Annotated in this window: 17 protein-coding genes; 10 read left to right on the top strand and 7 right to left on the bottom strand. The window is 73.3% G+C overall.

The features are described from left to right. The first annotated feature begins 33 nt into the window (after positions 1 to 33). Entirely contained in the window at positions 34 to 252 is a 219-nt protein-coding gene (locus Prubr_RS08190; RefSeq protein WP_212823265.1) for a heavy-metal-associated domain-containing protein, read from the top strand. After that, complete coding sequence (locus tag Prubr_RS08185; RefSeq protein ID WP_246568446.1) at positions 245 to 1,243, top strand: hypothetical protein; 999 nt, start codon at positions 245 to 247, stop codon at positions 1,241 to 1,243. Before Prubr_RS08190 ends, Prubr_RS08185 begins: the two co-directional genes overlap by 8 nt. Positions 1,244 to 1,255: 12 nt before the next feature. On the opposite strand, the gene Prubr_RS08180 is transcribed toward Prubr_RS08185, so the two are convergent. Further along, on the bottom strand, positions 1,256 to 1,711 hold the full coding sequence (locus Prubr_RS08180) for a helix-turn-helix domain-containing protein (protein ID WP_246568445.1): 456 nt from the start codon (positions 1,709 to 1,711) through the stop codon (positions 1,256 to 1,258). Positions 1,712 to 2,123: 412 nt separating this feature from the next. Between Prubr_RS08180 and Prubr_RS08175 the strand changes: the two genes are divergently transcribed. Beyond that, entirely contained in the window at positions 2,124 to 2,534 is a 411-nt protein-coding gene (locus Prubr_RS08175; RefSeq protein ID WP_212823256.1) for a hypothetical protein, read from the top strand. Between the two features lie 25 nt (positions 2,535 to 2,559). Here the strand turns inward: Prubr_RS08175 and Prubr_RS08170 are convergent, their stop codons facing one another. The 3 genes from Prubr_RS08170 to Prubr_RS08160 all read right to left on the bottom strand — a co-directional run bounded on the left by Prubr_RS08170 (position 2,560) and on the right by Prubr_RS08160 (position 6,665). Next, positions 2,560 to 3,813: a class I SAM-dependent methyltransferase gene (locus Prubr_RS08170; RefSeq protein WP_212823253.1), complete on the bottom strand. Its 1,254-nt coding sequence runs from the start codon at positions 3,811 to 3,813 to the stop codon at positions 2,560 to 2,562. Positions 3,814 to 3,816: 3 nt separating this feature from the next. Next, positions 3,817 to 4,803 carry an MBL fold metallo-hydrolase gene (locus Prubr_RS08165; RefSeq protein WP_212823251.1) on the bottom strand — a complete coding sequence of 329 codons (987 nt, stop codon included), beginning with the start codon at positions 4,801 to 4,803 and terminating at the stop codon, positions 3,817 to 3,819. A 146-nt stretch (positions 4,804 to 4,949) separates the two neighbouring features. After that, complete coding sequence (locus Prubr_RS08160; RefSeq protein WP_212823249.1) at positions 4,950 to 6,665, bottom strand: DEAD/DEAH box helicase; 1,716 nt, start codon at positions 6,663 to 6,665, stop codon at positions 4,950 to 4,952. A 314-nt stretch (positions 6,666 to 6,979) separates the two neighbouring features. Between Prubr_RS08160 and Prubr_RS08155 the strand changes: the two genes are divergently transcribed. Continuing rightward, positions 6,980 to 7,699 carry a ferritin-like fold-containing protein gene (locus Prubr_RS08155; protein ID WP_246568444.1) on the top strand — a complete coding sequence of 240 codons (720 nt, stop codon included), beginning with the start codon at positions 6,980 to 6,982 and terminating at the stop codon, positions 7,697 to 7,699. A gap of 102 nt (positions 7,700 to 7,801) precedes the next feature. Here the strand turns inward: Prubr_RS08155 and Prubr_RS08150 are convergent, their stop codons facing one another. Both Prubr_RS08150 and Prubr_RS08145 read right to left on the bottom strand, forming a co-directional pair. After that, the gene (locus Prubr_RS08150; RefSeq protein WP_212823240.1) at positions 7,802 to 8,026 is read right to left on the bottom strand and encodes a DUF3107 domain-containing protein; all 225 of its coding nucleotides are present in this window, start codon (positions 8,024 to 8,026) and stop codon (positions 7,802 to 7,804) included. Between the two features lie 65 nt (positions 8,027 to 8,091). Beyond that, on the bottom strand, positions 8,092 to 8,730 hold the full coding sequence (locus Prubr_RS08145) for a TetR/AcrR family transcriptional regulator (protein WP_212823239.1): 639 nt from the start codon (positions 8,728 to 8,730) through the stop codon (positions 8,092 to 8,094). A 64-nt stretch (positions 8,731 to 8,794) separates the two neighbouring features. On the opposite strand from Prubr_RS08145, the gene Prubr_RS08140 reads away from it, so the two are divergent. The 6 genes from Prubr_RS08140 to Prubr_RS08115 all read left to right on the top strand — a co-directional run bounded on the left by Prubr_RS08140 (position 8,795) and on the right by Prubr_RS08115 (position 17,581). Then, entirely contained in the window at positions 8,795 to 11,827 is a 3,033-nt protein-coding gene (locus Prubr_RS08140) for a hypothetical protein (protein ID WP_246568442.1), read from the top strand. 23 nt (positions 11,828 to 11,850) lie between these two features. After that, positions 11,851 to 12,810: an alpha/beta fold hydrolase gene (locus tag Prubr_RS08135; RefSeq protein WP_212823237.1), complete on the top strand. Its 960-nt coding sequence runs from the start codon at positions 11,851 to 11,853 to the stop codon at positions 12,808 to 12,810. A 66-nt stretch (positions 12,811 to 12,876) separates the two neighbouring features. Continuing rightward, positions 12,877 to 13,761, top strand: a complete 885-nt coding sequence (locus Prubr_RS08130; protein WP_212823235.1) for a DUF3152 domain-containing protein — start codon at positions 12,877 to 12,879, stop codon at positions 13,759 to 13,761. A gap of 152 nt (positions 13,762 to 13,913) precedes the next feature. Further along, a complete protein-coding gene (locus Prubr_RS08125; RefSeq protein WP_246568440.1) occupies positions 13,914 to 14,948 on the top strand; it encodes a DUF3152 domain-containing protein in 1,035 nt (344 codons plus the stop codon). A 40-nt stretch (positions 14,949 to 14,988) separates the two neighbouring features. Beyond that, positions 14,989 to 16,236 carry an adenylyltransferase/sulfurtransferase MoeZ gene (moeZ, locus tag Prubr_RS08120; protein WP_212823227.1) on the top strand — a complete coding sequence of 416 codons (1,248 nt, stop codon included), beginning with the start codon at positions 14,989 to 14,991 and terminating at the stop codon, positions 16,234 to 16,236. Positions 16,237 to 16,702: 466 nt separating this feature from the next. Then, positions 16,703 to 17,581 carry a prenyltransferase/squalene oxidase repeat-containing protein gene (locus Prubr_RS08115; protein WP_212823225.1) on the top strand — a complete coding sequence of 293 codons (879 nt, stop codon included), beginning with the start codon at positions 16,703 to 16,705 and terminating at the stop codon, positions 17,579 to 17,581. Between the two features lie 30 nt (positions 17,582 to 17,611). Here Prubr_RS08115 and Prubr_RS08110 read toward each other — a convergent pair whose 3' ends face one another. Continuing rightward, positions 17,612 to 18,856, bottom strand: a complete 1,245-nt coding sequence (locus tag Prubr_RS08110) for a glutamate-5-semialdehyde dehydrogenase (protein WP_212823223.1) — start codon at positions 18,854 to 18,856, stop codon at positions 17,612 to 17,614. Between the last annotated feature and the right edge of the window lie 6 nt (positions 18,857 to 18,862).

The following is an 18,862-nucleotide window of genomic DNA, read 5'->3' as shown; positions in this document are numbered from 1 at the left end:
GCTCCCCGGTATGTGGCCGAGGAGGACCCGAAGATGTCCGTGACCAACACCTACACCGTCGTGGGCATGACCTGCGGACACTGCGTGCAGGCCGTGACCGGGGAACTGACCGCCCTGCCGGGCGTACGCGACGTACAGGTCGAACTGCCGACCGGCGCGGTGTCGGTGACCAGCGACGCCCCGCTGGCGCTCGACACGGTCCGGACCGCCGTCGACGAGGCGGGCTACGAACTCGCCGGCACCGGTGCCTAAGACCGCGCCGGCCCGGCCGGCCGTGGCCAGGGCGGTCGCGCCGGACCCCGACCGCTCCACCGTCCGGCTCGCCCTCTTCGTCGGCGGGCTGGTCGTCATGCTGGTCGCCGGCTTCGGCCTGGGCCGGGTCGTCGGCCAGCCGGCCGGAGACTCCACCGGTGGCAGCGGCACCGCCGGCGCCACCGCCGACCACACCCACGCACCGGGCACCGGCGACCACACCCATCCACCCGCCACCGGCGGCGCCCACGACCACTCCACCGGTGGTCCGGCAACGGGCCCCGACGGCGTCAGCGGACTGTCGCTCAGCAGCGCCGGCTACACACTCGTGCCGGCGACGACCCGACTCGGGGTCGGCCCCGCCGTCGACTTCCGGTTCACCGTGCAGGCGATCGACCGGCAGACGGTCACCACGTTCGCGGTCGTACACGACAAGCCGTTGCACCTGATCGTGCTCCGCCGGGACCTGACCGGCTACCAGCACCTGCATCCCACGATGGCGCCCGACGGCACCTGGAGCGTTCCGCTCGCCCTGACCGGTCCCGGCATCTGGCGGGCGTACGCCGACTTCACCGCCGTCGACGCGGCCGGCTCGCAGACCCCGGTGACGCTCGGCGTCGACCTGGTGGCCGGCGGCGACTACCAGCCGACGCCGCTGCCGTCGCCGGCCCGGGAGGCGAACGTCGACGACTTCGTCGTGACCTACGAGGGCACGCCGCAGGTGGGGGCCACCCAGCCGCTGCAGTTCCGGGTGTTCCGCGACGGCAGCCCGGTCGCCGGGCTGGAGCGCTACCTCGGTGCGTACGGGCACCTGGTGGCGGTCCGTGACGGCGACCTCGGCTACGTGCACGTCCACCCCGAGTCGGAGCTCGCCGGAGGTGCGATCAAGTTCTGGCTGACCGCGCCGAGCCCCGGCCGCTACCGGCTCTTCCTCGACTTCCAGGTGGCCGGCCAGGTGCACACCGCGGAGTTCACCCTCGTGGTCGGCTGAGCGGCGTCGGGCTCAGCCGACCCGGCGCACCGGGCGCTGGGCGAGGTAGCGCAGCATGTCGCGGATGAGCTTCTTCTCCTCGGCCGGCACCGTCGGATCGGCGAGCCGGCCGAGGATCACCTCGACATCGGCCTCCAGCGGCGGCTCGGACCGGACCCGGTTGGGGGCCGCCTCCCCGTCGGGCAGGCCGAGCGCCCGGAAGGCGGCGGACACCGGCACTTCGAGGGCGGTGCAGAAACCACGTACCTTGGCCAGTTCGGGATAGTCCTGCCAGTCGCCGGCCAGCCAGCGGAAGACGGTGGAACGCCCGACGCCGGTGCGGGCGGCGAGGTCGGTGACGGTCCAGCCGCGTTCGTTCTTGGCGTCATCGATCGCCCGCCGTACGAAGCGGGCGAACGCCGCCTGCGGGGATCCCCCGGGTGGGGAGGCCGGCCGGGGTGCCGGCTGCGCTCTTTCAGGTAGGGCCACGCGGCGGCAAACCCCCTTCCGGCCAACCCGAAGCATGTCCAAGTGGAGGGTAGACCACAAGGAGGGCTCGCGAGCCGGGCGATTGACGGATTAGTCTCGTGCACGGGACGTACTAGCGTGGGTCCCACCCGTGGGACCGGCGCCCGGCGTGTGGGCTCCTCCCCGGCCGGTCCGTACGGAATGACGCCGCCCGCCCGCGTGCGGTGGCGTGAGGCACCGATGTGACGTCCCGCTGACCGGGGGCAGCGGGACGTCACATCGGCCGACCGGTTACGTCGAGCGGCATCGCCATTCTCACCGTCTGTGATTGCAGCCATCCAATAGGATCAACAGGCCGACGGGCCGTACGCCCAACGGCAGGTCCGCTGGCCTGTCTCACCGGCAGACAGGTGATCACCCCCAGGAGCGCACGATGGCCCCGCAAGACAGCCGACCGGCACCTCCGCCGCCGCACCGCCCCGGCGCGATCAGCCTCTTCTTCGTCGCCAAGGCCGCGCTCTTCGCTGCCGGCTTCTGGATCTGGCTGGTGGTCCTGGCGTTCCAGGACGGGGAGGCGACCGGAGTGCATCTGCTCGCCGCGACCGGCGCGATCACCACCACCATCGTCGCGGTGCTCCTCGGCGTACGGATGGCACTGCAGGCCAACGCGGCGGAGCGGCACGCCGAACTCAAGCGCCTGCTCGTCGACATCTCGTGGAACGCCTTCGCCGCCGCCGGAAACGCCGAGAGCCCGGCCAACGTCGTGCCCTTCCCGACGATGGTCTACGAGGGACTGAGTTCGGTACGCCCGCAGCCCGACGGCGAGCGCGACCGCCGGCGTTGAGCCCCGAGTCAGGCCGCGCCTCGGGTCAGGCCGCGGCGAGCAGGGTCTCCAGCCTCGGCGTGAGCTGCCACGGTCCGGTCAACGCGGCGTACTCCGCGCGTAGCTCGGCGCTGGCGGGCGCCCCGGTCCGGCGGGCCCGCAGCAGCAGGTTGCGCGGGGTGTGCCGGGAGTCGACGAACTCGACCACGTCGACCCGGTAGCCGTTCAGCCGCAGCAGCGCCGCGCGTAGCGAGTCGGTGAGCACGTCGGCGAACCGTTCCCGCAGAATGCCGTGCCGGGTGAGCATGTCGTACGGCTCCGGAGCCGGCGTCCGGCGCAGCTGCGCCGCCACGTCGTGGTGGCAGCACGGCGCCGCCAGCACCCAACGGGCCTGCCAGCGCACCGCCCGGGCCAGCGCGTCGTCGGTGGCCGTGTCGCAGGCGTGCAGGGCCAGGACCAGGTCGGGAGCCGGGTCGACGGCGGCGTCCTGGATCGTGCCGGCGACGAACTCCACCGAGTCCTCACAACCCAACAACATTGCCAGGGTGCTGTTGCGTTCCCGCTGGTCCTCCCGGACGTCGATGCCGACCACCTGCGCCTCGATCCCGCGCGTGGCCAGATAGCGGTAGGCGGCGAAGGTCAGGTAGGCGTTGCCGCAGCCGAGATCGACGACCCGCAGCGGCCGCGGCAGGTCGCCCTCCGGCAGGGTGGCGGCCAGCGCGCGGAGGAACGCGTCGACCTGCCGCCGTTTCGCCGCGCTGGCGCCGATCGCGGTGAAGAGCGGGTCACCGGAAGCGAGCAGGTGCTCCTTGCGCCGGTCATGGGCGAGGACGTTCGCGGACGTGCCGGCCACCGGTGCGTCGGGCAGCGCAGGCGCCGACCCGGCGGGCGGGGCCACGGGCGCCGCGGTCGTCGGCGTGGAGGTGGCGGGGGCCGGTGCGGGGCGGGCGGGCGCCCGGCCGGCCCGATGCACCTGGGCGTCGCCCTTCTTGGTCACCCGAACCTGCACCGTGCCTCCCGAGGTCTCCACATGCCAGTTGCCGAACGGCTCGGTCAGCAGTGCGTCGACGGCCGCCTCGGCCTCCGCGCCCGCCGCCACGTTGCGGGTGTACGGCCGGGCCCCGTCACTGGTGACGATCTGGAGGCGGGGACCGGCCTTGATGGCGACCGGGCGCAGTTCGGCGCGTACGACCGACGGGGTCTGCCCGCGCCGGCGGCCGGCGGCCACCGCCCGGGTCAGCTGCGGGTCGAGCAGGAGGGTCCGTACCTCGGCGAGCGCCGCCGCCAGATCTTCGGGCATGGATCAGATCTTCCTAGACCCGCCGACCGGCAGATCCCACAGGTCCTCGCGCGGCCGGTCGGCGGCCGTCCACTCCGCCACCGTGCGCTCCAACGGCTCCAGGATCGGCTCGGCGGACAGCACGAAAGTGCCCCAGTGCATCGGTGACATCCGCCTGGCACCGAGATCGAGGCAGGCCCGGACCGCCTCCGGCGGATTCATGTGCACCGGCTTCATGAACCAGTTCGGCTCGTACGCCCCGACCGGCAGCAGCGCCAGGTCGATGCCCGGATAGCGGGCGGCGATCTCGGCGAACCAGTGCCCGTAGCCGGTGTCGCCGGCGAAGTAGACCCGGGCCCCGTCGCCGGCGGTGAACATCCAACCGCCCCACAGGCTCCGGTTGGTGTCGGTCAGGGTGCGGCGGCTCCAGTGGTGTGCCGGCACGAAGTCGAAGGTGACTCCGCCGATCTCGCGCGACTCCCACCAGTCGAGGTCGGTGACGTCGCGGAAGCCGCGGCGCTGGAACCAGCCGGCCAGGTTGGCGGGCACCAGGATCGGGGTGTCCTTCGGCAGCCGGCGTACGGTCGGCGCGTCGAGGTGGTCGTAGTGGTTGTGGCTGATCACCACCGCGTCGACGGGTGGCAGGGCCGCCCAGTCGAGGCCGACCGGGGTGATCCGGGGACGCACCCCGGGGATCCGGTGTGCCCACACCGGGTCAGTCAGCACGGTCAGCCCGCCGATCTGCACCACGTAGGTGGCGTGGCCGACCCAGGTGACCTGCACCTCGTCGGCGGTCACCGGCGGCAGGGCGGCCGACCGTTCGACCGGGATGCGCGCCACGTGGTCGGGGTGGGTCATCCGTGGGCCGCTCTCCCGGAACATCCGTACCATGTCGCGGAACGTGGGCAGGGGAGCGGTGAGCCGGTCGTCGAAGCGGGCCGGCCGGCGCCCGGCGCCACGGCCTCGCCGCGCCTCGTCGAGATCCTTGCGGACCCGGTGCAGGCTGAACATCGGTGACTCCTTCGCCGCCGGCGGGGCTGCGCAGCGTGCGGCGGCCGGCGGTTCCAGCGTATCCACCCCGGTGCGGCGGGGCTCGGCGACGGAGATGGATCAGGGGACCGGCATGATGCCGGTCCCCTGACAGGTCGAGCTGGCGGTCAGGCCTCGACGGGGCCGGCGCCGGCCTCGGCGGCACCGGCCGCCGAGCTGTCCCGGCCACCCCGTCCGCCCCGGCGGCGGCGCCGCCGGGTACGCGGCTTCGCCGCGTCTCCGTCGCCGGCCGGTTCCGCGTCGGCGCGGACGGTCTCGGCCGGACCGCTCTCGGTGGCCGCTCCGGCGGTGCCGGCCGTGTCACCGGAGATCACTTCGCCGGCCCGGCGGCGGCGGCGCTGCCGCTGGGTGCGGGGTGCCTCCTCGGACTCCACCGGCAGCGGCACCTCGTTGCGGGGCCCGCCACCGTCACCGGCTCCGCGCCGGTTGCGCGTCCGGCTCCGCCCGGGGCTCTCGCCGCGGCGGTTGGTCCGGGACCGGCCGCCGCCGAGGTCTTCCTCGACCTCGGCGGAGAGCCCGGCCCGGGTCCGGTCGGCGGTCGGCAACGTGCCGGTGACCTCGGTCGGGATGTCGAGTTCGGTGTAGAGGTAGGGCGAGGTGTGGTAGGTCTCCGGCGGCTCGGGCATGTCCAGCCCCAGCGACTTGTCGATCAGCCGCCAGCGGGGCATGTCCTCCCAGTCGACGAAGGTGACCGCCACCCCGGTCGCGCCAGCCCGGCCGGTGCGACCGATCCGGTGGGTGTAGGTGTCCGGATCTTCCGGGCAGTCGTAGTTGATGACGTGCGTGACGCCGGAGACGTCCAGGCCACGGGCTGCGACGTCGGTGGCCACCAGTACGTCGATCTTGCCGGACCGGAACGCCCGCAGGGCCCGTTCCCGGGCACCCTGCCCGAGATCGCCGTGTACCGCGGCGGCGGCGAACCCGCGGAAGTCGAGGTCCTCCGCGACCCGGTCGGCGGCCCGCTTCGTGCGGGTGAAGACCATGGTCAGGCCGCGTCCCTCGGCCTGCAGGATGCGGGCCACCACCTCGATCTTGTTCATCGGGTGGGTGCGGTAGACGACCTGCTTGGTCAGCGGTGACGGGCCGGTCTCGGCCGTGTGCCCGGCGTGGATCGTGACCGGGTGGCGCAGGAAGCGCCGGCTCAGCGCGACGATCGGGTCGGGCATCGTGGCCGAGAACAGCATCGTCTGCCGGTCCTCGGGCAGCATCGCCAGGATCTTCTCGACGTCGTCGAGGAAGCCGAGGTCGAGCATCCGGTCGGCCTCGTCGAGGACCAGTGCCCGGATCCGGTCGAGCCGCAGGTGCTTCTGCTTGGCGAGGTCCATCAGCCGGCCGGGCGTGCCGACCAGGATCTCCACGCCGCGGCGCAGGGCCTCGATCTGCGGCTCGTACGCGACGCCGCCGTAGATCGGCAGCACCCGTACGCCGCGGGTCTTGCCGGCGGCGGCCAGGTCCTTGGCGACCTGCAGACCGAGTTCGCGGGTCGGCACCACGACCAGGGCCTGCGGCAGGCCCTCACCGCCCTCCGACGGTGCGAAGACCCGCTCCAGCAGCGGAATCCCGAAGCCGAGGGTCTTGCCGGTGCCGGTCGGCGCCTGGCCGATCAGGTCGGTCCCGCGCAGCCCGATCGGCAGCGCGTATTCCTGGATGGCGAAGGCGCGGGTGATCCCGACCGCCGCCAGTGCGTCGACGGTCTCCTGCCGGGCGCCGAGGTCGGCGAAGGTGGGTGCTTCCGGACGGACCGGTACCGGGACGATGGTCGCTTCCTCGACCGCTGTCGCTGTGTCTTCGTCGACCGGTGTTTGTACGTTGTTGTCACTCATCAGGTTTTAGGGGTGCCCTCTCGTGGTGCGCCCGTCTGACCTGGGGCGCGATGTGGGTCGGGGCGCGGGCCACACGGATCGACGGCTTACGCTCGCGTCGTTCCGGGCCGCACGCGCGTCGTGGGTGAGGGGGTGATTACCTGAACGCCCACGACAACTCCCCTATGTTACCTGACTTGCTCAAACGTCGCCTCAGCTCTTTGGCGACCGGCGATTCCGCCCATCTGGTTGTGATCTGGGTCACTGTTCGCCGCCCGGTTCGGGTGCCCGTCGGCGTGCCGGCTGTCCCGAGGTGGAGGCGGTAGCCTGCGCACGTGTCCGATCCCTCAGCCGGCACCGGCCCGTCGGCCGGCCCCACCGCTCCCGGCACGGTCCCCGTACCGGTCGATCCGACCCGGTTCGCCGCCGTCATCGACCTGCTCGGCCTGGTCGCGTACGGCGAACTGCTCGCCTTCGACCGGATGGCCGCCGACGCGCGGCTCGCCCCCGACCTGCCCCGGCGGGCGCTGCTCAGCGAGATGGCGGCGGTGGAGATCGTCAGCTACCGCCGGCTGGCCGACCGGCTCACCGAGCTGGGCGTGGAGCCCGGCGCGGCCATGGCGCCGTACGTCGAGGCGCTGCAGAGCTACCACGACTCGACCGAGCCGAAGGACTGGCTGGAGGCGTTGGCCAAGGCGTACGTCGGCGACGCCATCGCCGACGACTTCTTCCGGGCGGTCGCCGACCTGCTGGCCGAACCGGACCGGCAGCTCGTCCTGGACGTGCTGCACGACTCGCAGTACGCCGATTTCGCCGCGGGCGAGATCCGGACCGCGATCGCCGCGGACCCGAAGCTGGCCAACCGCCTCTCGATGTGGGCCCGCCGGCTGGTGGGGGAGGCCCTGTCGCAGGCTGGCCGGGTCGCCGCCGAGCGGGTCGCGCTCACCGCCCTGATCGTGGCGGAGGTCGAGGACGAGAGCGGCGTGCAGGGGTTGCTTCGGCGGCTCACCGCGGCGCATTCGGCACGGATGGTCGCCGTCGGACTGAACAATTAGCCCATACGGGCACAAATCGCCGCAGTTGACGCAGGTTCGGTCGGGAGCGGTCGAAGTGGTGCGAACAGCGCACCGACCGCTTCCCGACCGGCAACCGGCGGGTCAGCGGGCGGTGAAGCCCACGACCCGGGGCGACGACTCGGCGATCTCCACATAGGCGATCTTGTTGACCGGAACGATGATGCGCCGGCCCTTCTCGTCGGTCAGTGAAAGAGTGCCCTCGTTGGCGATGGCATCGGTCACGATCTGCTCGATTTCGGCCGGCGTCTGCGCGCTGTCGACCACGAGCTCTCGCGGCGCGTACTGCACACCGATCTTGACCTCCACGGGCCCTCCTTATCCGGGCGGAAACTGCGCCGTTGCGAAGGCTAGCCGATCTGGGGCGGCCGTGGTCAGGCCGACTCGCCCTGCAGGGGGAAGCTGGCGATCCCCCGCCATGCCAGGGCGGTCAGCAACGCCTCGGCCTCCGCCTTGGGTACCTGCCGTCCACTTGCGAGCCAGAACTTCGCCGCGGTCTCGGCCGTGCCGACCAGACCCGAGGCCAGCAGCTCGGCGCGTGCCCGGCTCACCCCGGTGTCCGAGATGATCGTGTCGGTGATCGCCGCGATGCAGCCGCTCTCCACCCGGGCCATCCGCTCACGCACCGCCGGGTCGTTGCGCAGGTCCGACTCGAAGACCAGTCGGAACGCCTCGCTCTCGTGGTCGACGAAGTCGAAGTAGGCGCGTACCGCACCGCTGACCCGCTCCTTGTTGTCGCTGGTCGCGGCCATCGCGGCCCGGACCTGCGCGACGATCGCCTCGCAGTGCGTGTCGAGCAGCGCCAGGTATAGCTCCATCTTGCCGGGGAAATGCTGGTAGAGCACTGGCTTCGACACCCCGGCCCGCTCCGCGATGTCGTCCATCGCGGCCGAGTGGTAACCCTGGGCGACGAACACCTCCTGCGCCGCGGCCAGCAGCTGCTTGCGGCGCGCCGAGCGCGGCAACCGTGCCGGCCGGCCCGCCGTTTGCGCGCCGCTCGACGGTGCGGTCATTGAGCACCTCTCCTTCGGCTGGCGGATCTTTCGGCCGGCGGGCGAGCTGTCCCGACGGGAACCGATGGGTGTACGCCACCCGACCTCCGAATTACCCAGCCGTTGCAACTTATCGCCCCTGATCCCACACGGTAGCCTCAGCGGGGGCGACGGAGGAGCGCACGGTGGACGAAGCAGGGCAACCCGGCGGCACTACGCCAGGCGATGGCGCAGAGGGCGCAGGTCCGCGGGTGATCGGGCCCGGCGGACCGGCGGCTGGCCGGGCGCTGACGCCGGCTGGTCCGACCGGGCGGAAACGGCGTCGGATGGTGACGCCGGTCACTCGCCCTGGCATCGATCGGGCGAGGCGGCGCTGCGCGGCTGGACCGAATCGGCGGCCCGCTACGACGATCTGATCCGGCCGGCCCACGAGATCCACCGTCCGGTCAACGGCGTCGGACACGGGCACCACGCGGGCGACGCGGCCCCGGTCGCCGTCCGCGCGCCGGCGAGCGCACCGCCCTATCCGTACGAGGGCGACCTCGAAGACGCCATACGCGATCAGCGACCGGCCATCCCCGCCGCCCGACCCGGCCCCTCGACGGGGCACCCCGATCCGGAGGCGCCCGCCGACCCCGACCCCGGCGAGCAGGCCCGGCACGCGATCGAGGAGCCGACGCCGTCGGGCGGACTGCCGGCGGTGCCGCGCTGGCGGTCGGCGGACCGTGGCGCGCCGAGGGAAGGCGCCGACGAGCCGGCGACGCCGGACGCTGCCAGCGGGTCCCCGGCGACCCGGCACGACCGGGCCGGCGGCCGGCCGTCACCCCGCTACGGTGACCGCCCGCAGCCACGCGACCCCGACGCGGTCGACCGCTACACCGGACCCAGGCGGGAACGGCCCCGCGATCGAGATGAATCCGGCGAACCCGAGGCCGCCCAGCCGGGATTCGACCGGCCCGAGGCCGCCCAGCCGGGATTCGACCGGCCCGACGACGCCGGGCCGGGCGTGGACCGTTCCGACCACGCCGGATCCGGCGGCCATGTGGACCCGCCCGGCCGTGGCGGACCCGACGGATACCCCCGACGGCGCGGACCCGCACCACGACTGTTCGGTCCGGCACCCGGCGAAGGCCCGGACCGTCGCACCGACGACCGGCCGGCCTTCGGGCGGCGCGCCGAGGCCGAGGCAGCCGACCGCTGGGCGGATTCCCCGGCGGCCTCCGGCCGCTGGTCCGCCGATCCGGCGGCGGCCGGCCGTCGCTCCGGCGACTCCACCACCGGGCACGAGTCCACCGGACCCGATGCCTTCCAGACCGGGACTCCGGATATCCAGGCCGCCGGCCGACGTGTCGGGGAGGCGTCCCCGCCGGGCGGACCCGTTGACTCGGCCGGCTCCGCCCCCTGGCCGGCCGATCCGGACGCCTCCGTCTCCCGGCGATCCGGGGCCGAAGCGCCCGCCCGCTGGCGGGCGGAGTCCGAACCGGCCACCTCCCGGCGCGCCGATGCGCCCACTTCCGGTCCGCCGGACCCGGAAACACCCGTCTCCTGGCGGGCCGGGTCCGACGCGCCCGGCCCACGCCGTGGCGGGTCCGGCACGCCCGCTGTCCGGCGTGGTTTCGACGACCCGGACGACCGCCAGGCCCGGGCCGAGTGGGCGCCGACCTGGCCGGAAACCTGGCGACCCGGAGCCGACCACAGCCCCCGCCCGGACGCCGGGCGGGCGGCCGGAGCACCGGTTGAACCGGCCGGCACCCCCGGCGACCAGGCGCCCGCCGAGCAGTCCGACCGCGGCGTTCCGCGCCCCTGGTCGGCCGGCTGGCCCGGTCGTGGCGCCGCCCGATCCGACTACGACCCGCCGGCCTACAGGCCCGGCTCCCGGGCCGGCTACGAACCGCCCCGGGAGAACCCGAACCCGGGACCCGGCGACCGCTTCCCGGCACCGACCGAGCCCGCGCCCCCACGGCAGCCGGTGACCGGAGCCCCTCCGGAGCCCGTCGCGCCGACCCGCGCGACGGACCCGGCCACCGCCGTGCTGCCCCAGCGCGTGCCCGCCGAACCAGACGTGCCCACCGTCCCGGAGCAGCAAGCCGTGGAGCCGCCCCCCGCCGAAACGCCCGAGTTGGCACGCATCGCCACCCACCTACGCCGCGAGGACGGACCGCCGACGTCGCACGAGCCTCCCGAAGAATTCGACGTCGACGCGATCGTCGCCGCGGTGAGCGAGGTGTCCGGGGTCCGCGACGCCTCACTGCGCACCACCCCGGCCGGGGCCCACAGCCTGCGCCTGGACCTGCACGACGGCGCGGACCCCGCCGAGGTCAGCCGGCTGGTCGCCCGGCTGCTCCAGGACCGGATGGGGCTGGCCGCCGCCCCGCCCAGCGCGCTCCCTCCGGCCCCGGCCGAGCCGGCCCCGGTCGCCCCGCCCGTGCCGCCGGCCGCCGAGGTCGGGCCCGACGTGCCGCGCCGGCGCCGCCAGCCGGCCCCCCACCGGGGACGGGCCACCGTCGAGGAGCCGGCCCGCGTACCCCGGTTCCCCGAGCCGGGCACCGCCGCCGGCGTCATCGGCACCGTCGCCGGGCACCCGGTGGCCGCCGTCGGCCGGGGCACCGTCGACCCGACGACCGCCGGGGTCTCCTATCAGGGCGGCCAGATCACCACCACCGAGTCGGCGCCGTCCCGGCCGCTCAACCCCGGCGCCAACCCCGGGCCACGGGTGGTCATCGACCACGTCCAGGTCAGCACCTTCGGGCTCGACGCCACCGTCGAGGTCCGGCTCGCCGCCGGCCCGAAGCAGGCCGCCGGGGTCGCCACCGGACCGGCCGTCGACGGATACGTGCTGCGGCTGTGCGCCGTGTCCGCCGCCCTGGCAATCGACGAACTGCTACTCACCTCGCAGCAGGTCACCGGCCGTGGACGGTGCTTCGTCGAGCACGCGGCGATGGTCCCGTTCGGCAGCAGCGAGGTCGCGGTCGTCGTGGTGCTGCTGGTCTGCGGCGGTTGGGTCGAGCAGCTCGCCGGCTCGGCACTGGTTTCCGGCGATCCGCGTCAGGCCGTCGTACGGGCCACGCTCGCCGCGGTCAACCGCCGGCTGGAGGCGCTGCTCTCCGACGGACAGTGAGCCGCCGGGCGCACACTTGAGGCATGAGAAACGCGCTCCTGGCGGCCGACGACCTGTTGCCGGAGGGCCGGACACCCCCGCCCTGGCTGGGGCGCCGGGTGGGCCCCGAAGGCTCGGCCATCTACGTCCGCGACACCCCGGCGACCACGTCGGACGCCGAACCCGCCCTCTACGTACACGGTCTCGGCGGCTCGTCGCAGAACTGGACCGACCTGGCCGGCCTGCTCGCCGGCCGCCTCGACGGCGAAGCGATCGACCTGCCCGGGTTCGGTCACAGCGACCCCGGTGACCGCTACACGATCGCGGCGTTCGCCGACCGGGTGATCCGGCACCTGGAGCAGGCCGGGCGCGGCCCCGTCCACCTGGTCGGCAACTCGCTCGGCGGGGCGATCACCGTACGCGTCGCGGGGCGCCGCCCCGACCTGGTCCGTACCCTGACGCTCATCTCGCCGGCCATGCCGTTCCTCGACCCCCGGCGCTCGTTGCAGGGGCGGATGCTGCCGCTGCTCGCGATTCCCCGCGCCGAACGGCTCGTGGCCCGCCGGCTCGCGCAGATCCCGCCGGAGGAGATGGCGCGACAGGTGATGGAGGCCTGCATCGCCGACACTTCGCGCATCTGCGAGCAGCGGCGGTTGGAGACGATCGAGGAGATCAAGATCCGGGGCACCGCCGCCCACTACGCGAGTGCCTACCTGGGTACGTTGCGCGGAATCGTCTCGGAGTTCGTGCGGGCGTACCTGCCCGGCGACCGGTCGCTGTGGCGGACCGCGGCCCGGATCACCGCCCCGACCCTGGTCATCGGCGGTCGGCAGGACCGGCTGGTCGACGTACGGGTCGCGCCGCAGGTGGCCAGGGCGATCCCGGACAGCCGGCTGCTGATGCTCGACGGGGTCGGGCACGTGGCGCAGATGGAGGTGCCCCGGACCGTCGCCCGGGCCGTGCTCGCCCTTCTCGACGAACACCGCGGTGCGTCCGGGATCTGACCGACCGCCCGACAGTCGTGATCTTCACACCCTGCCGGTCCGGGCGGTGTGGCAAGCTGTCCGGCGATGCGTACCCTGTCACCGATCCGCACATCCGCGTCGCCGCCACAGATCGGTGCGGTGGCCGCCGGCCGCCGCGCCCGCGGCCGGCGACCGGTCGCCCAGCTGGCGTCGCTCGCCACCCTGGTGACAGCGGCCGCCCTGGTGATGGTGGGACTCGCGGTGCCCGGGTTCACCGACCGGTCGCAGGCCCCGGTGGCGGAGGTCTCGCCGGCCGCCGAAACACCGATCGCGGTGCCGCCCACCAGCGAGCCGCCGCAACCGACCGAGGAGCCGCCGCCGGTGCTCCAGATGCCCGGGCCGGTGCCGTCGAAGGGGGAGGGCACCTTCGACTACGGCACCACGCAGGGCGAGGTGGCCGGCACCGCGGGCACGCTGCGCCGTTACCGGATCGCGGTCGAGAAGGGCGCGGACGAGGACGTGGAGGCGTTCGGGGCGACCGTCGACGCGGTTCTGGCGAACAAGGGCAGCTGGATCGGCAGTGGCCGGCTGCGGCTCCAGCGGGTTCCGGACCGGGCCGGGCACGACTTCACCGTCTACCTGGTCACGGCGCAGACCGCGTACACGATGTGCCAGGCCGGCTGGGTCGACATCAGAGTCGACGGCAAGCCCTACACCTCGTGCCGGGCACAGGGCAAGGTGATTCTCAACCTGGACCGGTGGCGGACCTCGGTGCCGCACTACGTCGAGGCCGAGGTGCCGCTCGACGTCTACCGTGATTACGTCGTCAACCACGAGGTCGGCCACGAACTCGGCTACAACCACGAGCGCTGCCCCGGGCAGGGCAGGCCGGCGCCGGTGATGATGCAGCAGACGCTCTTCCTCAACGGCTGCGAGGCCAACCCGTGGCCGTTCCTCGACGGCAAGCGGTACGCCGGTCCGCCGTTGTGAGCCGTTCGGGCCGGTGGCGGAGGCCGGTGGTCCGGCCGATGGTGCCACCCGGAACCTCGTACCGGTTGGTCGTGCCAAAACACGCCTAATCAGGACCATAAGGTGTGGCGTACACCGCCTCGGACACCCGGCACGTGGCAGGGTCGAAAGGCATGACGACGCCAGAGACCGACTCGCCGCGCGTCCGGACGCCGACCGGGCGCGCCCCCGCCCACGACCCCGACGCGCCGCCGTCGACCGGCCACGACCAGGCCGACCCGGCCGGGAGCGGTCCGGCCGGGAGCGGTCCGGGGGCCCGGGACACCGCCGGCCGGGTAGCCCGGCAGCGACGCTGGCAGCGCCGGCGGCGGTTCTTCGTGCTCCTGATAGTCCTGGCCGCGGCCATACTGATCGGGGTCGACCTGGCCCGCAACGGTGACCGGCCGCGCGCCGAGCACGCGGCCGCCGCCCGGGACGGGATCGCCGTCGGGCCGCCGGCCGTCCCCACCCCGACCGCCGATCCGGACACCGTAGCCACGGCACCGGCCACCGCGTCACCCGGGCCCGCCACCGGGGCGGCCACCACCCCATCCGTCCAGCCCACGACCACACCCGACCAACCCTTGGCCGGATCGGGGTATCCCACGACCGGGCCGGGCACCTTCGGGTACGCGACCGACGAGGGCGCCGTACTCGGCACCGCCGGGACCCTGCGACGCTTCCGGATCGCGGTCGAACACGGCATGGCGCAGGAACCGGCGGTGTTCGCCGCCGCCGCCGACAGCATCCTCGGCGACCCCCGCAGCTGGATTGCCTCCGGGCAGCTGCGGCTCCAGCACGTGCCGCGGACGGCGGCCGCCGACTTCACCCTCTACCTGGCCACCCCCGCCACCTCGGAGCGGATGTGCGCCGCCGGCGGGCTGCGGACCGAGGGCTACACCTCCTGCCGGCTACCCGGCCAGGTGATCATCAATGTCGCCCGCTGGCAGGAGGCGGTACCCGACTACGGTGCCCCGCTGGACACCTACCGGGCCTACGTGATCAACCACGAGGTCGGCCACGAACTCGGGTACGGCCACGAGGCGTGCCCGTCCGCCGGCAGCCCCGCCCCGGTGATGCAACAGCAGACGTACGGCCTCGAGGAATGCCTGGCCAACGCCTGGCCCTACCTCGACGGCCGCCGGTACGTCGGCCCGGACCTGCCCTGAGATATTCCCTGTTCCGCATCGTGGTCGGGTGTTGCACCTCATGGTCGAACCTGCCGCACGCGAGCAACAATGGCCCGACACCACTGTCGATTCCGGGGAGTTCACCGTGTCGCTGCCCCCGCTCGTCGAGCCCGCCGCCGAGCTGACCGTAGACGAGATCCGCCGCTATTCCCGCCACCTGATCATCCCCGACGTGGGGGTGGAGGGGCAGAAGCGACTCAAGAACGCCCGGGTGCTCTGTGTCGGTGCCGGCGGTCTCGGCTCCCCGGCCCTGATGTATCTCGCCGCGGCCGGCGTCGGCACCCTCGGCATCATCGACTTCGACACCGTCGACGAGTCCAATCTCCAGCGGCAGATCATCCACGGCCAGTCCGACGTCGGCCGGCCCAAGGCCGAGTCCGCCGCCGCCTCGATCCGCGAGATCAACCCGCTGGTCAAGGTCGAGATCCACAACACCGCGCTGGACCGCGAAAACGTACGCGAGATCTTCGCCCAGTACGACCTGATCGTCGACGGCACCGACAACTTCGCCACCCGCTACATGGTCAACGACGCGGCGGTGCTGCTCGGCAAGCCGTACGTCTGGGGATCGATCTACCGCTTCGACGGGCAGGCGTCGGTGTTCTGGGCCGAGCACGGTCCCTGCTACCGGTGCCTCTACCCGGAGCCGCCGCCGCCCGGCATGGTCCCGTCGTGCGCCGAGGGCGGCGTACTCGGCGTGCTCTGCGCGTCGGTCGGCTCGATCCAGGTCACCGAGGCGATCAAGCTGCTGACCGGGATCGGTGAGCCGCTCGTCGGCGCGCTGACGGTCTACGACGCGCTGGAGATGACGTACCGCAAGATCAAGGTCCGCAAGGACCCGGCCTGCGTGCTCTGCGGCGACAACCCGACCGTGACCGACCTGCTCGAGGACTACGAGGACTTCTGCGGCGCGGTCTCCCCGGAGGCCGAGGCGGCGGTCGTCGACGCCACCATCACCGCCCGCGAACTCAAGGAATGGCAGGACGCCGGCAAGGACGTCTTCCTCGTCGACGTGCGCGAACCCGCCGAATACGAGATCGTCCGCATCCCCGGCGCCACCCTCGTCCCCAAGGGCGAGATCATGTCCGGCGAGGCGCTGGCAAAGTTCCCGCAGGACCGGCAGATCGTGCTGCACTGCAAGACCGGCGTACGCTCCGCCGAGGCCCTCGCCGCCCTCAAGGCGGCCGGGTTCCGCGACGCCGTACACGTGCAGGGCGGCGTGATCGCCTGGGTCAACCAGATCGACCCCTCGCTGCCGGCGTACTGAGTTTGCTGGCCCCGCCTCCGGCGGGGCTGGCTCGCTCCGCTTCGCGCCGCCCTACGCACCGTCTTCACCCTGCGGGCCGCGACCGCTTCGCGGCGCGGTCCTCGGGCTCCAGACGGTGCGGCGGCGCTCGGTCGACTCGCGGTGTTGGCTGGCCCTCGCTCCGCGCGGGCTGGCTCGCTCCGCTTCGCGCCGCCCCATGCACCGTCTTCACCCTCCGGGCATGACGGCTTCGCCGCATGTCCTCGGGCTCCAGACGGTGCGGCGGCGCTCGGTCGACTCGCGACTCTGGTCGCGGTCTACTGCTGTCCGTCGCTTGGTTCGTCGATGGGTGCGCGGGCTGGTTGTGTCGATCTGGGCGTGAGGGACCTTATTCGGCTTCTGTTAGGTCTCTCCCGCTCAGATCGACATTGCGTCGAATGGTGCGCGGACGCGTAAAGGTTGGCAGGTCAGCCCGCCGGGCGGACAGATGACCTTGACTGTCTTGCTGAGGCGGGACCGGGCCGGCGGCGGTAGCGTCTCGACCGTGATCGACATGGATGCCGCGATCGGCTTCGTGGTCGCGCACGGCGACACGGTCGACCGGGCGCGGCTCTCGTGGCTGCGCACCGGGGCCGTTCCGCAGCCGGGCGTGCTCGACGAGGCCGAGGTGGGGCAGACTCCCGACGGCGGGTGGCCCGCGTTCTGGGCCGGCGAGATCGCGTCCGTCGATGCCACCTGCTTCCGGCTCGCCGAACTGGACGACCTCGGCGCCCTCGGCCGGCCGGCGGCCCGTAAGGCGCTGGACTGGCTGGCCAGCCGCCAGCTGCCGGACGGCAGTTGGGAGGAGGATCCGGCGCTGGCCAACCAGGCACCGTCGTGGGCGCAGCCGGGAAACCCGGAGGCACGGCTCTACCTCACCGCGAACGCCGGGTTCTGGCTGACCGTCGGCGGGCACGACGCCCGGTCCGCCGGGCCGCTCGACCACCGGGTCGGCGGCGTGTACGCCGGCGTGGTGCACGCCGCCGCGCAGGCCGTGGCGTATCGGATCAACCCGGATGGGACCTGGCCGTCCTTTCTCGCCGCCGGCTGGCTCGGCGCGGCGGTGTTGCACCGGCAGGAGATGTTCTACGAGTCGGCCCGGATGCAGGCGGTCCTCGGGGAACGGCTGCCCGGGATGACACCGGCCGACGTGGCCACCATGGCGGCGGCGTTGCGCCGGGTCGGCGTCGCCCCGCAGGACCGGCTGCTCACCGCCGCCCGGCACCGGCTGGCCGAGACGCAGCGCAGCGACGGTGGCTGGACCAGCGACGACGGTGACGCGTTCGACGTACACACCACGCTGGCCGTGATCCGGGCCTGTCGCTGACCGCCCCGCGCCCGGCGGTACGTACCCCGGTCAGGTGCGGACGTGGCCGTCGCCGGTGACGACGTACTTGGTCGAGGTCAGCTCCGGCAGGCCCATCGGACCGCGGGCGTGCAGCTTCTGGGTCGAGATGCCGATCTCGGCGCCGAAGCCGAACTCGCCGCCGTCGGTGAACCGGGTCGAGGCGTTGACCATGACCGCTGCCGCGTCGACCCGGGCCACGAACTCGCGGGCCGCCGTCGTCGAGTCGGTCACGATCGCCTCCGTGTGCCCGGTGCCGTACGAGCGGATGTGCGCGACGGCGGCGGACAGCGACGGTACGACGGCGGCCGAGATGTCGGCGGACAGGTATTCGGTGCCGAAGTCCTCGTCGGTGGCGGCCACCACGTCGGGGGAGTACGCGGCGACCTCCGGGGTGCCGTGCACGGTCACCCCGGCCTGCGCGAACGCGGCCAGCACCCGGGGCAGGAACGCGTCGGCGACCGCCTCGTGCACCAGCAGCGACTCGGCGGTGTTGCAGGTCGACAGCCGCTGCGTCTTGGCGTTGAGCACCACGGCCAGCGCCTTGTCGAGGTCGGCGGCCGCGTCGACGTACACGTGGCAGTTGCCGACCCCGGTCTCGATCACCGGGACCGTCGACTCCTCGACCACCGTCCTGATCAGCGACGCGCCGCCGCGCGGGATGAGTACGTCGACCAGCCCGCGGGCCCGCATCAACTCCTTGACCGAGTCGCGTGAGGAACTGTCCAGCAACTGGATCGCGTCGGCGGGCAGGCCAGCGTCGGCGACCGCCGCGCGCAGCACCGCCACGATCGCGGCGTTGGAGTTGGCGGCCGACGACGATCCGCGCAGCAGCGCCGCGTTGCCGGACTTGAGGCAGATGCCGGCGGCGTCGGCGGTCACGTTCGGCCGCGCCTCGTAGATGATGCCGACGACGCCGAACGGCACCCGGATCTGGCGCAGTTCGAGCCCGTTCGGCAGGGTCGAGCCGCGGACCACCTCGCCGACCGGGTCGGGCAGTGCCGCCATCTCGCGCAGCGCCTCGGCGATCCCGGCGATCCGGGCCCCGGTCAGCGTCAACCGGTCGATGATCGCGGTCGACAGGCCGGCTGTACGACCCGCCTCGATGTCGCCGGCGTTCGCGGCCACGATCTCTTCGGTACGGGCGACCAGTGCGTCGGCCATCGCGTGCAGCGCGGCGTCCTTGACCTTGCGGGGCGCGGTCGCCAGTTCGGCGGCCGCCTCGCGGGCCCGGCGCGCCTGTTCGATGACGCTCATGATTCC

Source organism: Polymorphospora rubra (assembly GCF_018324255.1).
In the GTDB taxonomy this organism is placed as follows: domain Bacteria; phylum Actinomycetota; class Actinomycetes; order Mycobacteriales; family Micromonosporaceae; genus Polymorphospora; species Polymorphospora rubra.
Note: the sequence above shows the minus strand (reverse complement) of the source record. Positions and strands in the feature narration are given on the sequence as shown.